The organism is Nostoc sp. (assembly GCF_036917455.1).
Lineage (GTDB): Bacteria > Cyanobacteriota > Cyanobacteriia > Cyanobacteriales > Nostocaceae > Nostoc.
On sequence record NZ_JBALDK010000219.1, the window covers coordinates 95,693 to 110,955 of the forward strand.

At 42.3% G+C, this 15,263-nt stretch carries 11 protein-coding genes and 2 pseudogenes; 4 read left to right on the top strand and 9 right to left on the bottom strand.

Going from position 1 to position 15,263, the window contains the following annotated elements; all coding sequences use genetic code 11:
- Positions 1-128: 128 nt before the first annotated feature.
- Complete coding sequence (locus V7K42_RS24340) at positions 129-2,768, bottom strand: M1 family metallopeptidase (RefSeq protein WP_334919837.1); 2,640 nt, start codon at positions 2,766-2,768, stop codon at positions 129-131.
- A gap of 554 nt (positions 2,769-3,322) precedes the next feature.
- Between V7K42_RS24340 and V7K42_RS24345 the strand changes: the two genes are divergently transcribed.
- Positions 3,323-5,005 carry a DUF3352 domain-containing protein gene (locus V7K42_RS24345; protein ID WP_334919838.1) on the top strand — a complete coding sequence of 561 codons (1,683 nt, stop codon included), beginning with the start codon at positions 3,323-3,325 and terminating at the stop codon, positions 5,003-5,005.
- Between the two features lie 268 nt (positions 5,006-5,273).
- On the opposite strand, the gene mscL is transcribed toward V7K42_RS24345, so the two are convergent.
- Complete coding sequence (gene mscL, locus V7K42_RS24350; protein WP_334919839.1) at positions 5,274-5,696, bottom strand: large conductance mechanosensitive channel protein MscL; 423 nt, start codon at positions 5,694-5,696, stop codon at positions 5,274-5,276.
- Positions 5,697-6,023: 327 nt separating this feature from the next.
- On the opposite strand from mscL, the gene V7K42_RS24355 reads away from it, so the two are divergent.
- From V7K42_RS24355 to V7K42_RS24365, 3 genes are read left to right on the top strand one after another with little or no spacing between them, the layout of a single operon-like run.
- Positions 6,024-6,944, top strand: coding sequence for a class I SAM-dependent methyltransferase (locus V7K42_RS24355; RefSeq protein ID WP_334919840.1), 921 nt, complete (start codon positions 6,024-6,026; stop codon positions 6,942-6,944).
- Positions 6,937-7,932 (top strand): PrsW family glutamic-type intramembrane protease, encoded by a 996-nt coding sequence (locus V7K42_RS24360; RefSeq protein WP_334919841.1) that lies wholly within the window; start codon positions 6,937-6,939, stop codon positions 7,930-7,932. The genes V7K42_RS24355 and V7K42_RS24360 overlap by 8 nt, the downstream gene beginning before the upstream one ends.
- Before the next feature lie 32 nt (positions 7,933-7,964).
- The gene (locus tag V7K42_RS24365; RefSeq protein WP_334919842.1) at positions 7,965-8,087 is read left to right on the top strand and encodes a hypothetical protein; all 123 of its coding nucleotides are present in this window, start codon (positions 7,965-7,967) and stop codon (positions 8,085-8,087) included.
- 58 nt (positions 8,088-8,145) lie between these two features.
- Here V7K42_RS24365 and V7K42_RS24370 read toward each other — a convergent pair whose 3' ends face one another.
- From V7K42_RS24370 to V7K42_RS24400, 7 genes and pseudogenes are all read right to left on the bottom strand, one after another.
- Positions 8,146-9,018, bottom strand: coding sequence for a 6-carboxytetrahydropterin synthase (locus tag V7K42_RS24370; protein WP_334919843.1), 873 nt, complete (start codon positions 9,016-9,018; stop codon positions 8,146-8,148).
- Positions 9,019-9,136: 118 nt separating this feature from the next.
- On the bottom strand, positions 9,137-9,838 hold the full coding sequence (locus V7K42_RS24375) for a J domain-containing protein (RefSeq protein ID WP_334919844.1): 702 nt from the start codon (positions 9,836-9,838) through the stop codon (positions 9,137-9,139).
- Between the two features lie 15 nt (positions 9,839-9,853).
- A complete protein-coding gene (gene cysK / locus V7K42_RS24380; protein ID WP_334919845.1) occupies positions 9,854-10,816 on the bottom strand; it encodes a cysteine synthase A in 963 nt (320 codons plus the stop codon).
- 115 nt (positions 10,817-10,931) lie between these two features.
- Positions 10,932-11,384 (bottom strand): annotated as a pseudogene (locus tag V7K42_RS24385) (RrF2 family transcriptional regulator).
- Positions 11,385-11,652: 268 nt separating this feature from the next.
- Positions 11,653-13,371, bottom strand: a complete 1,719-nt coding sequence (locus V7K42_RS24390; RefSeq protein ID WP_334919846.1) for an iron uptake porin — start codon at positions 13,369-13,371, stop codon at positions 11,653-11,655.
- Between the two features lie 655 nt (positions 13,372-14,026).
- Positions 14,027-14,308, bottom strand: a complete 282-nt coding sequence (locus V7K42_RS24395) for a 4a-hydroxytetrahydrobiopterin dehydratase (RefSeq protein ID WP_334919847.1) — start codon at positions 14,306-14,308, stop codon at positions 14,027-14,029.
- Positions 14,309-15,074: 766 nt separating this feature from the next.
- Positions 15,075-15,263, bottom strand: a pseudogene (locus V7K42_RS24400) (photosystem II D2 protein (photosystem q(a) protein)); the annotation flags it as partial.

Sequence of the window (15,263 nt, forward strand, 5' to 3'; positions counted from 1 at the left end):
ATTAAATAGCACGAAGTCGCAATTTTAAGAAAAAGAATAATAAAAATTACAGCGTTAAGTACAATTTCGGCAATTGGTAGTGGGTTTACCACAATTACCAATTACCAACTTTTAAGGAGCGTATTGTGCTATTTAGATTTGGCCTCCAAGTTTTCTAAACGGCTTCTCAATTCCTGGTTTTGTTGCTTGAGTTGGTCGAAATCTTCACGCAATTGACGCAGGGTTTTTTCTGAACCGATGTTCTTTTGCACCTTGGAAATTTCTTCTTCAGCATTGCGACGGACACGCCCATCGGCTGTTTGTTCAGCTAGCGATCGCAAAATCCCGACTGCTTTAGGTGTTTCCATTTGTCCTAACGCTGCGGCTACCGCCACTTGGGTTAAAAAGAAGGTTTCTTTAACTAATTCTGTTAATTTTTCTAAAATCCGTTCCAAATTAGCCGGACTTTGACCTCCAGAAATCTTTCCTAAAGCGCGAATGGTGGCTAAACGTAGAGGTTGTGGTACACCAAGTTTGGTGTATTCGATTAGTAAATTTAAAGCTGCTTCCGAGGTTTTGAATTCAGCTAAACCGGCGATCGCACCACTCCGCACTACTTCATTCCAACCCGCTTTTTCTTCTAAAATACCTTTGAGTTGCTTTAATACCTTGTCTTCCTTGGGTTTTTCTTCCAAGTTTGCAGAGGCGATCGCCCCAATCACCCGAGAAGCTGCTGCTTCCACGTAGTAGCTAGGATCGCCCTTTTGCAACAACCCTCTCACAACTTTATAGCTTTCAGCAGTTTTGATTTGAGCCAGTGCTTCCACTACAGATCGTCGCACGTAAGCATTTTTATCTTTTAATCCCAGAATCAAGCCATCAAAGGCTTGGTCTAAATTAATTTTGGCTAGTTGCTTCGCTACTTCCACCCGCACACCCCATAATGGGTCATTTTTGAGGGATGCAGATAGCGCTTTTGTTGCTTCTAACCCGCCTTTTTTCGCCAAAGCTTCCGCTGCATAGATGCGCGAAATTGGATCTGGGTCAGATTCTAACTGTGCTTTTAACTCTGCGATGGGATACTCTAAAGCTACTGTTTTTAGGTAATTATTCTCAACATCAAAGCTGATAAATTGGGGCTTGTTTTCTAAGGGAAAGTAGAAGCTTTGTTCTCGTTCATGTACTCGCACTGTGAAAGTTTTGAGTTTTGAGTTTTGAGTGCTGAGTTTAGAATTATTTTTAACTCCTAACTCCTCACTTCTGGCTTCTTGTTGGCTATAGCCAAAACCAATAGGTATTTTTAAATCAAACAAATCCTTGCTACCATTTTTACCTTCAGCAGCTTGGGTTTGAGTTACCGTAATTTTTGCCAACTTAGCATCCCCATCCCAAGAATAAGCTACCTTAAAATCGGGATGACCACCACGATAAACGTATTGGTCAAAGAGGAACAAAAGATTATGTCCGGTAGCTTTTTCAATCGCCCTAAGTAAATCTATTGTTTCTACAGTTTTGTGGGCATTATCTTGGACAAATGTTTGAATAGCCTGCCAAAATAATTCATCTCCCAATTGGGAGCGAATCATGTGATATACACAAGACCCTTTTTCGTAGATGTGGCGATCGTAAAGTTCAATAGCTTCGCGGTAAACATGTGTTACCATCGGGCGACGATAGCGGCTGCTATCTTCACTAATGTAACGACGAGCCTCTAATAAACGATAGTAAGCTGCTTCTTCTAGATTATATTCCTGTTCTGTCCACATCACCTCAGAATAGGAAGCCATTCCTTCCTTAATCCAAGCATGAGACCAATGCTTAATCACCACCAAATCACCAAACCACTGGTGCGCGAGTTCGTGGACGACTAAGCTTTCGGTGTTGCGGTTATCTAAAGCAGCGCGTTCATCCAGCAAACATCTATCTGTTAATAAGGTTGTGGAGGTGTTTTCCATCCCACCAAAGATGAAGTCATCAACACAAACTTGGGCATATTTCGGGAAAGGATATGGATAACCATACTTTTGGCTCAAAAATTCGATCATCCGGGGAGTTTTGCCCATGCTGCGTTTAGCATCTTCCTCCCGTCCTTTTTCTACATAGTAGGTGACTGGTTTACCCATCCACTCATCCCGAATTTCGGCAAAGTCACCGACAGCCAAAGTCATCAAGTAGGTAGGATGAACTTGTTGCTGTGACCAATGGTAGATTTTGTCATCACCATCTTCTGTTGTGTCAATCAGTTCGCCGTTAGAAATTGCCACCAGAGGGTTGGGAACACGAACGCGAATTTCTGAAGTAGACAATTGTCCTGGATAGTCAAAGCAGGGGAACCAAAAGCGAGAGTCTTCGTCTTCTCCCTGAGTCCAAACTTGAGTGGGCTTGTTTGGATAGTGCTTGTCTGGTTGGATAAAATAAATGCCGCGTTGTGGTTTTGCCACCGAGTAGGCGATCGCAATCAGTAAGCGTTTACCAATCTGAGTCGCCTCAGCAAGCTGGATAAAAAGCTGTTCGCCGTCGTAGTCAAAAGTTTGTGGCACATCCTCCACCTGCACAGACTCGATATTCAGGTTGACAGCATCCAAAGTCAAACGATCAATGCCATTACGGATTGGCAAGAGACGAATGCTACAACTGCCTTGATAGCTTTGCTTGGGGATATCCAAGCTGAGATCGAGAAAAATATGCTCCACTTGTCCGGGGCGATCGGGGTTGTAGTGTGGTCTTGCTCCCGGTAACTCAAAAGGTTTGTGTCCGTTATTATCTGTATCAAAATAAGACTTCGACATTGATCCTTACTGACCTTGTAATCCTGAAAAGTCTGGCTTGGCTAGATGTAATTAAGCAAAATAGCGGTGTCTATATTTCCCAAATCAATAGGGCTGTATGGGGGTTAAGATTCCCTTTGGAGATTGGGGGATTGAAATTAATCTCACCCAAATTCCCGAAGATCGGCAGCCGATCCTTGGACTTTTTTCCATATCCCTCCCGCATTTACTTTTTTTGATATTTTGCACTTTTTTGTTATCGAGTCAAGTGTCTCTTGCACCTCGATAGATTCATATTAAGTACAAATACTCCTAATTATTCTTATAACTTAGGATAGCTTGCTGTTGTTGATCGCGCTATTTTCTTTGAAATGAACAGCATATCATTTGCAGATTCGCTCTTCATCCCCTTGAAGTCTTTTTTAGGGTAATTAATTTTAGATTTTTAGCTTATAGGACTACTAATTTTATCAGTAAATACCGATCGATGAGCGGGAAATATTAATAAATCCGAAAACTCTACAATGACACTTGTATAAATCTCGGTGACAATCTGAGAAAAAGAGGATAACAAAATGCCCGAAAGTAAATCAAAGTTTCTCATTCCTGCTGTTGGTGCTGCTCTAGTTATAGTAGGAGGTATAGCGGCTTACATGTATTTTAAAGGCCCATCAGGAGGTAGCTCAGATGCTCTCGGTAGTGCGAAATTAGTACCTTCAACAGCATTGATGGCAACTTATATTACTACTGACCCTCAAGCTTGGGCAAAATTACAGCAGTTTGGCACTCCAGAAGCACAAAAGTTAGTTGCAAAAGGTCTAGAAGATTTCAATAAGCAAATGTCCAGTGATGGGAACATTTCTTATGAAAAAGACATAAAGCCTTGGGTTGGTGGTGTGATGATTGCTGTACTACCACCGAATCCTGTGAAACCGGCACAGTTCAAAGTGCCTTCTGGGACACCGAATGTACCAACAAATTTACAGCAGGAATCAAATATCCTGATAGTGGTGGGAATCAAGGATAAACTCAGTGCTTTGAATTTTGCTAATAAATTGAAGTCACAAAAAGGTGGGAAATTCCAGGAATCTGACTATCAAGGCCAAAAAATTATCGAAACTACAGAAAAGGGTAAGCCAACATATAGCGTAGTTTTAAATAATAGTTACTTAGTATTAGCCCCCGAAAAGCAAGCTGTAGAAAAAGCAATTGACACCTTTAAGGGACAGTCTTCTTTTGCCAGTAAAGAAGGTGCAAGCAGCATTCTCAGCAAAGGAGTGGATGTTAAAAACAGCCTCGCCCAAATTTATGTCCCAGACTATGCAGGTCTGGTACAGCAATTAGCAGCCGGAAGTCAGCAGGCAAAGCAGTTGCCTCCACAAGCATTGACGCAACTGAAGCAGATAAAATCTGTGGTAGCGGGTGTTAGTGTTGATGATGCGGGAGTGCGGGTAAAAGCGATCGCTAATTTAGATCCGCAACTCAATAAATTCCAATATCAATCAAGTCCGGGAAATATAGTCGGGCAATTTCCTGTTGATACCTTTGCTCTAATTAGCGGAAATGGCATCAGTCGTGGCTGGGAAACCTTAGTAGAACAGTCAAAAGATTATCCAGAAATGAAGCAAGCCCTGGAACAAGCGCGAGGACAACTAAAAGTTGTCAATATTGACCTAGATAAGGATATTTTTGGCTGGATGAATGGGGAATTTGCCTTTGGTGCGATTCCATCGAATCAAGGAGTGTTAGCAAGCGTTGGTTTTGGAGGTGCTTTAGTATTTGACACTAGCGATCGCAAAACGGCCGAAGCCACCTTGACAAAATTGGATACCCTCGCCAAAACTCAACAAATCAACATCGCTAATCGAAATATCGGTGGTAAAGACGTAACTGAATGGCAAATCCCCAAACAGGGAGCTTTATTGGCGCATGGTTGGCTGGATCAAGACACTGTATTTGTGGCTGTTGGTGGCCCAGTTGCTGATGCGATTAGCGATCGCAAGAATTCATCTCTCGATAATAGCGATGCTTTCAAAGCCGTTACTGGTTCTTTGCACAAACCCAACGGCGGCTATTTCTATCTGGATATGGATAAAACTAAAACTGTGCCCTCGATCAATAGTTTAGTTTCATCTGATCCCAATACCATCACCATCCTTAATTCCATTCGTGGTCTTGGTTTTACCGCTAATAGTCCCGATAAATCCACCAGTGAATTAGAGATGTTGTTAGCTCTCAAGCCTAAGACTGCAAAATAGGGGATTGAGTATGGGACAATTCAATTTTAGATTTTGGATTGACGTGACGATAGCGTAGCGTAAAGCCTTCTCTATGAGAGGCTTTTTCAACGGTATAGCCTGGCTTAGAGCAACTCTGCGTACATTTTACAAAAAAGCAAGCTACTTGCAGCATCTCTTAGAGAGCGTCTTTCGGATTAAATTTCAATCAACAATCCAAAATCTAAAATTCTTAGTCCCCTGTTTTTCTGCTCTCTCATCCTCCCACTCCTACCCCTACTCACAAAACTTAATTATTGCGAGATTCCAAGGTTTGGTTCAGCCGATCTAAAGCTCCAGTCAATCTTTCATGAGCTACAAGGTTAGGGTCTGGTAGGGGTTCATCGGCAACTTCTTCTTGTCTCTTGAATTTTTGTAAAGCTCGAATTGCCACAAATAAAACTAAGGCAACGATTACAAAGTCAACTATTGCGCCAAGAAAGTGACCAATCTTGATTCCCGGTCCAATGGCGATTGTTCTCCAGTCTTTGCCAGCAAAACTAACCAAGGGATTAATCAATGGCATGATCACATCTTCAACAAAGGAAGTGACAATTTTACCAAAAGCACCACCAATGATGACGGCGATCGCCAAGTCAACTATATTGCCTTTAAGGGCAAATTCTTGAAAATCTTTTAAAAAGCCAGTTGCTCTTCTTCTTGATCTCGCCATATTTGACTCCAATAAGCTTAACTTACTGTAATGTTCCTTATAAATGGCACTCAGCTTTGTGCCATTCCTCTTGATAAAAATGTTGATCGGTATCAAAATTTTACCAGTCTTGAATAATATTCTCTGATAAATATAAAATGCAAACCAGCATAATTCACATCTTCTCAGAACTTTGCTGCTCTCCAAATGTCAACCTTCTATAATATTTTTTGTTGCTTAGAGCAAGCGACAGGAGGCAAACTCCCGTTATAAAATTCAATTCATTTCTAGACTGCCGTCCAGCAAGTATGTCATAAGTAGAAAAGGCTGTTAAATGCAAACTGATTTATGACTGCTGCTGTAAAAACTAATCCTGGCTTCGCTTCCCGCTTGGTAAATGGCGTACTGGCAATCAAGCCTTTAGCCAACCTAGCCAAACATCAAGCCCGTCAAATGATGATTAAACGTGCCGAGAGGATTGGTGTACTTTGGACGCAAGAAGTCGAGATACTACAGGCGCGTGATTGGAAGGCCGATTTAGCTCAGGTAGAAAATCCTGAGCTTTCCTACCCAGAATACTATTTGCGACCATTCCATGCCTACGAAGACGGAGACCTCAGTTGGAAAGCTGCTTGGGAGCTAGAAGTTGCTGCTCGTACCGTCCATGCTGGAATTTGGCAGGATGCTGGAGCGGAAGGAGATGCTAAACTGCGCCAAAGTTACCACGATATCCTAAAAAGCCAAATCCCCAATCAACCCCAAGACATTTTAGACTTGGCGTGTGCTGTAGGTTTGAGTACCTTTTCCATGCAGGAAGTTTATCCCCATGCCCAAATCACAGGCTTGGACTTATCTCCCTACTTCTTAGCTGTTGCCAATTACCGCGCTGGGCAACGTCAAGCTAAAATTAATTGGCTTCATGCCCAAGCTGAATCAACTGGGCTACCAGATGCTTCATTTGATTTAGTCTCAATTTTTTTGATGTGTCACGAGTTACCCCAGTCAGCAACCCAACAGATTTTTACTGAAATGCGGCGCGTGCTGCGTCCGGGTGGCTACTTGGCAATCATGGACATGAATCCTAATTCTGAAGTCTACCAGAAAATGCCAGCATACATTTTGACGTTGCTCAAAAGTACTGAGCCATATTTAGATGAATATTTTGCTTTAGACATTGAGCAAGCTATTGTTGAGGCAGGTTTCCAAACTCCCACTATTACCAGCAATACTCACCGTCACCGCACAGTAATTGCTCAGGTGAGTGGTTGATTTTTCTCTAATAGTGTGGGCAGTAATACCACCCTTACTGCTGCTAGGCTACTACTATTATCGAGTCCCATTTGCCCCACCTTTGTTAAGGTTACTGATGTTCTTTAGCATTGGGGCAATATCTGGTCTTTTAGCTCTTAGACTCGAATCGAATTTTGAAACTGTAGCCAATTGGTTTGTAGATTGGGAACGGATCAAGCGATATCTGGCGATAAGCCGCTTCGCGTCTACGCTTCCTGGTGCAGTCTTGCGGCAGCTTATGGAAGTAGGTCTAATTGAAGAAGGCTGCAAGTTAGCAGGGGTTATTGTGCCAACCTACTATTTGCAACGCACGTATCGATTACTTCCCTCAACCATTTTCCTCTTCACCATAGCCGTTGCCCTTGGATTTACTGCCGAAGAGAACTGGATTTACCTTTTTAACGACACAGCATCAATTCCTGTCCGTACTATCAGCACGCCAGTCCATGCCATGTTCTCTGCACCTTGGGGATATGCCTTGGCAATGTATATTTCGTCTAAAAATCGGTTAAATCAAGGCAGGAAGTTGATTTTTAGGGCTTGGCTAAATTCTGTAATCTGTCATGCTCTAGTTAATATTTTATCTATTGCTTGCGGTTACTCACTAGCGTTATGTTTCCTTCGTTATGGTTTATTTCCGTTTCTATTGTGGATGTTTTGGCGACTAGAACAATTGCTGCGAAAAGCACAAGGTAAATCAGTAATTACCCTGATTTCAGCCCGTACACCTCAGCGCCGTTACTGGCAGAGGAGTTTAGCGCTTTTCGCCCTCGTGCTAGGTGGAAATGCTATTTTTGGGCTGTTTCTCTTAGCCAATAAAATTAGTCCTTTGAGTCCGTCAAAGCTTTTTGACACTTATATTTTATGGTTTATATTTAGTCGCTTTTTGCTAAATCTCTTTTTTGGAGTTTTAGCTTGGGGCATTTATCGCTATTTGCGACATTCCGCCCGTCGCCGCTATTTTTAAAATATGATTTAAGAAAATGCTAGGGGGTTTCTATGCAAACAACTCCAGTGCGTTGGACAACAGATGACCTAGAGTTATTCGCCGGCGATTCTCATTCCGAGACACTTCGTGAACGCAAAAATCGCTATGAGATTATTGATGGAGAACTATTTTAACTGGGAATTGGGAATTGGGAATTGGTTATTTCCTCCCTCATCTCCCCAGTCCCTATAGCTAAACCCGTGCTAGTACTGGCTGATTCAGGGATGCACTGACTGAATCTGATTCTGACTCCGTGCAGTAGATTTCGCAAGAGTTATTAGGACTTTCAATCAGTTTCACTTTATAAAGTTTAGCTCCCAATTCAAGAATTGGCGATCGCAGTAAATTACTAATGTAAAGTGCAATATTCTCAGCAGTCGGCACAATTTCGGCAAAGTAAGGAATGTCTTTGTTTAAAAAGGTGTGATCGAATGGTTCAACTACATAATCTTCTACCACTTGATTCAAACCCCCTAAATCGACAATCATGCCAGTGCGTGGGTCAATTTCACCTTTGACGGTGACTTCTAGATGATAGTTGTGTCCGTGACCGTGGGGACGGGCGCACTTACCATAAATCTCAGCATTTTCTTCGTTATTAAGATTAGGATGAGCTAGCCGATGGGCGGCGCTAAAGTGAGTACTGATAGTGAGGTATGCTTCCATTGCGTTTCCCATATAATCTGCCCAAAGTTCAGGATGTTCAAATAACTGCACGCGGACTAAGGGCAAATGCGGTGCTAGCCTTTGCCAAATAATCCGTGCAATATTTTCAGTGGTGGGCAGAGTTTGCTGAAATTCTGCCCAGACATCGTTGATATAAGAAAAATCCAATTGACTAGTAACTTCCCGTTTGATTACGTGTTTCACATCAGACAAATTCAGTACCATGCCATATTCATCCAATTCACCAGCAAGTGAAATAAATAAGACATAGTTATGTCCGTGCCCAGGAAATCTAGAACCAGCACCAAATTTTTCAATATTCTCGGCTTCACTCAGTTCTGGCAACCAATAACGATGACTTGCTGAGAACTGGGCGCGGCGATTAACAATACATTGCATGAGTACACTATGAGCAGAATTTAAAATTTCTTAATCTTTTTCTGTATCCAGCATAAACTAATTTCTTTGTCAGTAGTCATTAGTTATTTGTCCATGCCCAATGCCCCATGCCCAATAACTACATAACAGACATTTGTGCTTCACAGTGTAATCTCGTAGCTATGCGGAATAATTCTTGACCTGTGTGTAAATAACGCTCATCGTAGCTCAAAGGAAAATAAGCAAACTCATCAAGTCCATCTGATACTTGATTGAGGCTGTAATAGAGGTTAGCCGCAGTTCCTGCTAAACTTGAGGGATTCGGCAGAGATCGAAAAATAATTTGTGCCTGCTTGAGTTCATCTCGACAGGTTTGTAAGTATTCCTGAAATTCATCTAACAACTCATCATCAAAAGGATCGGCAGCTAATTGCTCTATTTGCTCCTCTAGAGAATAGAGAATACCAGAAAGCAGATGATTGACTGGTTGATAAACTCGACGTAGCCATTCTTCAACTTGCTCGTCAGCTTCCCGTCCTGTTTTTCGTTTTGTCTGATAATGCTTTTGCGCTGATGCTGTACGCTGTTGGCGATCGTTATTTAATTTTTGAGAGTCATTTTGCAGTTGTTGGTCATAATTGCGGCGATTATGATTATCGCCTAAGACCTCATAAGCTGCATTGATGCGAATAATCTGATCGCCATCGGCTGTTTCCTGATTAGTGTCAGGATGAAACAACTTAACCAAGCGGCGATAAGCTTGCTTAATCTCCGCAAGGCTTGCACTTGGACTAATTTTGAGAGTTTCGTAATGGTTAGAAACGTGCTTAGAATTGACCATTAATTCAATGTATTGTTAGCTGATGCTAGCGGCTAACCTTGTCTCCAGGTCTTGGAACAACGGTGTACTCAAATACCTCTCACCAAAGCTGGGCTGAATCATCACAATTAAACGCCCTTTGTTTTCTTCACGTTGAGCAACGCGAATTGCTGCACATAAAGCGGCCCCACTGGAAATACCAGATAATAGCCCTTCTTGTTTTGCCAAACGCCGACTATAAGCGATCGCTTCTTCATCGGTGACGGTAATCACTTCATCTATCAATTTTAGCTTGAGTACTTGGGGAATAAACCCAGCGCCAATTCCTTGAATTTTGTGTGGTCCTGGCTGTCCTCCAGATAAAACAGGGCTATTGGCTGGTTCAACAGCGATCGCTTTAGAACTAGGTTTGCGTGCTTTGATTATTTCTGCTACACCAGCGATCGTACCACCTGTACCCACCCCAGCTACGATTATATCTACTTGTCCATCAGTATCTTCCCAGATTTCCTCTGCTGTAGTTTCCCGATGCACTTTTGAATTCGCTGGATTGCGGAACTGCTGTAACATATAGGTATTTGGCATACTATAAACTATTTGTTGCGATCGGACAATTGCCCCACTCATGCCTTCCATACCTGGCGTTAGTTCCAGTTCTGCTCCATAAGCCCGCAACATTGCCCGACGCTCGCCACTCATCGTCTCTGGCATTGTCAAAATTAATCGATAACCCTTAGCTGCTGCTGCCATTGCTAGAGCAATTCCTGTGTTTCCAGAAGTGGGTTCTACCAATATTGTCTTCCCAGGAGTAATCAGCCCCTCTTCTTCGGCGGCGTTAATCATGCTGACCCCAATCCGGTCTTTGACCGATGCCGATGGGTTCATACTTTCCAGTTTCACCACAATTTCAGCAACGCATCCTTCTGTTTGGGGAATGCGGTTCAACTGTACTAAGGGTGTACGACCAACCAGTTCTGTAATGTTACGAGCAATTCGCATAATTATAGTCCTCAGTTACTTAGTCAAGAGTCATTTGTCATTGATGAGTCCAGTCCTCTTTGGTCTTTGCATTTCCCGCAAGTTAGGCGGGTTTCCTAACAAGCGTGAACTGACGTTAGCGATTTGAATAAATGATGTAGTACATGATATCGAAGTGCCGCCGCAAATCTCGTTTTTCACAAAGATCCTGGAGCGTATATTTTTGCAACACTGAATTTGCAGCGTGACTTGCTTCTTGCCAAATCTCTTCTATAACCGAACTGTCTCACGTTTTGGGATTAACGTTTTCTTCACAAGTCCGTACCTCTAACCCTTCTAAACATTTCAAAATTTCAAAAAGGATAATTTTTCGGGGTTCTGGCGTTAATAGATAGCCACCTTTTGACCCGCGCTGACTCTTGACTATACCCCCACGCCTCAAGGTTGCTAGCAGCTGTTCCAGATAGCGATCGGGTATGTTTTGTTATGCTACAATTTGTCGAATTTGCAGTGGTTCACCGCTTTCGTAGTGAGCAGCCATCTCTAATAAGGCTAGAATTGCGTATTCCGATTTACAGGATAGTTCCACAAACAGCAATAAGTTAGGGGTTAGGAATTAGGATGTTAAGAGTCAAAAGTTAGGATTCATTCAATATGGGCATTACAACACCCACTCTACTCTGGTCTATTCATATAAAACCCACCATAACTTATAACTTCTAACTCACAACTCCTAACTTTTCTAATATACTCCGGTTAACTACTGGGGTTTATCCATTGCTGCTACCGACAACAAAAAGCCCCGCCTGATGGCGGGGAGAAATAGAGTTTAAAATTTTCAGTGCATATTCAACACTCTAGAAGGTGAAAGTTGTTCTCAGTGTACCGATAATTGCATCGTTGTTATTGCTGTTTTGATCGGGAGCAGTCAACCAGATTACACCAGGGGTAATTGAGATGTTATCCGACACGCGATACTTGTAGAAGCCTTCAAAGTGATAAGGTATATCATTACCACCAGTACCAGCAAAAATTGCTCGGTTACGGGAATAAGGTTCTGCACCAGCAAAAATACCTAACACGTTACCCTTTTTACCAAAGTCAGGTAAGGCTACTCCAACACCATAGCTCCAAGCTTCATAATCATCACCTGCACCGAAGCCAGTGATATCGTGGTAAGAGACGAAGCCACTAATTGACAGCTTGTCGCTGGGTCTAAACGCAGCCGACACACCGTAAGAGTTGCTGGAACCTGCACCTTGTAAAGTGTTAGCTTGTCGAGTCCCTACTTCATATGCAAGATTTGTATCTGCTGAACCAGAGTTGAATAAAGTACCACCTGCGCTATATCCATGGACGTAAGTGGCAGCCAAAGCCAAGCGATCGCCAACACTGAAGTTCAACTGTCCTAAAGCGGCATAGTCACCGTTGGTCAGACCTGTATTAGGACCAGGATTATTAGCATCCGATGCCAAGTAACCCGCAGTGATTGAACTATTTCCTAGAATACCGCCACCTTTACCAAGGGGGAGATTGAGCGCTATACCTGCACCACCACCAATCCGATAGATAGGACTTTCAGAAGCTAAGGTAGATAAAGCGCCGTTACCACCGTCAGTGTTGTCAAAAAAGTAAGGATTGTTGACAGCAGCATAATGGCTATGTCGTCCACCACTGGCTGCTATGTAAACATTGGCTGGTCCTATAGGAGCTTCATAGGTCAAACGATCTATACTGACGCTGTTGTTACCATTGCCATTACCAACTTGAAACGTTTGTGTGCCTTCAGCAGCACCAATCGGATTATTAGCGTTGTCAAATTGTGAGAAAGCTACTGCATTACCGGCAGCAAGACGGGTGTGTAAAACATCTCTACCCGTGAAGCTGGTTTGTAAGTCTAAACGTACCCGATCTTGGAAAACAGTATTGTTATTATCCCCAGTGTTACCGCCAAACACATCAGTAACACCAAAAACGGCTTCACCGACTAGTTTTGTGGTGGTGGAGAACTGATTCGCTTCCAATTCAGCAGTCCGCGCTTCTAGGGAATCTACGCGACCGCGTAGAGTTGCCAATTCTGCGGAAAATTCTTCTTGTAAACGCTGTAGGGTAGCTAAATCTTGTTTAGTTACCAAGTCGGCTGTTGCTGTGGCAATCAACTCGTTAACACGATCTAAACAGGCGTTTAAACCAGCAGCAAATTCATAACGGGTCAAGGCACGATTACCGCGATAAGTAGCATTCGGATAACCTGCAATACAACCATAGCGCTCAACCAAGGACTGCAATGCTTGGAATGCCCAGTCAGTAGGTTGTACATCGGAAAATTGAGAAACCGATGTTACTTGAGATTGAGAGTTATTTTGGTTGCCTTCGTTGCTGTAGCGGTTAACTTGATCTATCGTTGTTTGAGCCAATATTTCTGGCTGCTGGGCAACTTCAGCTACAGTTGGTTGTTTAGCTGGTGATACTTCAGTGGTTGTGTTTGGGGCCGCAATTGCACTTGTCGAAAGTAACAATGTTGCTCCCAAAACTGCTGGGCTAACCACTAAGGATTTCCATAATAGATTAGACATTTTTTCTTTACTCCTCACACCTTGTTTAGATAATTGGTTTCGTTCCACCTAATTCTCGAAAATGCCACATCTCATCGAAACCTATGGATGAGGCATAATTGCCATTACTACAATTCTAGTTTTTGCAAAGCTAATAAACGATTAACTTAGGGTTAAAAACTGATGTGATTAACTTATGCAAAAACATATCTTTATATCATAACATTATAAAACATCTGATCTAGATGGCAAGATTGGAGCGATCGGCTTAATAACTGTCACACATGGTTATCTCAATCTCTAAGCAGGGAGTAGGGTTTAGGGAATCTGCTTCTCACTTGGCTAAATTGCTGAAAGCGCTATATACTTAGCACTTTGCGAGTAAAAATCACCTCTCACACTTAGCCAATCATAAATTGCACACTAGTTAAAATACGCTAGCTGGGCTGTGCCAATTCAGCAAAGCCTTTATACTCGGCTATTCACCTGGTATTGTTGGAATAAAAACAAAATCAGGAATCAAGATTTTCGAAATCCGCGTACTCCAAAGAAAAACCTGTAACATTACTCTCAATCAATTTACGGGCTACTTTTGCTTCATAAGTAAAGATAGGCGGCTTTTGTGTTTGTCATGGTTACTTCCAGTTTCCTCGTGCAAGATGTCAGAAGAAATTACTTATTTAATTTGCGAAATGACCTGCGCTACATCAAAGTCTGTCTGCGTTAGCCCACCTGCATCATGTGACGTAAGTGTAATTTTCACTTTGTTGTAGGAAATCTCTATATCTGGATGATGTCCTGCTGACTCAGCCGGTTCCACCAGTTTATTGACAAACTCAATCGCTTGGATAAAATTCTTGAATGTGCGGGTAATATGCAACTTGGAGTCTTCAACAGTCCAACCTGACAGAACCTTTGCATGTTCTTGGATTTCTGCTTTAGTGAGTAGTTGTGCCATGTCAAAAAATTCCTAAGCTATGTTATGCTCACTCAGTTTGGCATTTAACAGAAAAACCCCCACTTAATTTTCCACATACAATTTTCCACATAATATATGAAGATAAACTAATGCTTCATACGTGTGTATTTAAATCAGGCTTGGTAAATAAATGCTTTAGCTCACATCTGGTCATAATCCAAGATTTGATGCAAGATATTTTTATTTTTAAGGAAACTTAAAGGCATTAGCTTTACTTGCCGCAGGTTTCGCTATCTAAGTTTTCAAAAGTCACCCTTAAAAAACTATCCGCTCCGATTTAGATCGGACGATCTAAATCGGAGCGGTCTAGCGGGTCTTCAGGTTGCAACCAGACTGCCGGAAGGAACTCCGAGCTTGCCTAGCTACTTGAGCTAACTTAGTATCTCAAAGATAACTAAGGCTAACTTTTAGAGAACAGCTCCGGCACGCAGCCGGCTAACTGCAACCTGATGACCCATGGTTTTACTACTTTCTATCATGGGCATCACCTCCTTATTGCCTAAACGGTCTTAGTTTCAAAAGGGCAGAGCTTTTACTCTGGGTTTATAACCTTCATATAACATAACATATAAATTTAGATAATTGACGAATATATAAAAAAAATCTCCCACCAAAAGGCGGGAGATGACTGGAAAATAGGGAATGTTGACACTTTATTGACTTATGCCAAGAAGATTATTTAATCTGGCTGATGTCAAGTTTTGGCAACTACAGTCCTGATTCAAGTCATGGTCGGCTTTTAATATTAGAGAGCGTTACCGCGAGGTAGAACTTCCTCGGGGAATACAAATTGTTCGTGGGGTTGATCTTGAGGAGCCATCCAAGCGCGGATACCCTCATTCAGCAAAATGTTTTTGGTATAGAAGGTTTCAAACTCAGGGTCTTCCGCCGCCCGTAATTCTTGGGAAACGAAATCATAAGCCCGCAGGTTGAG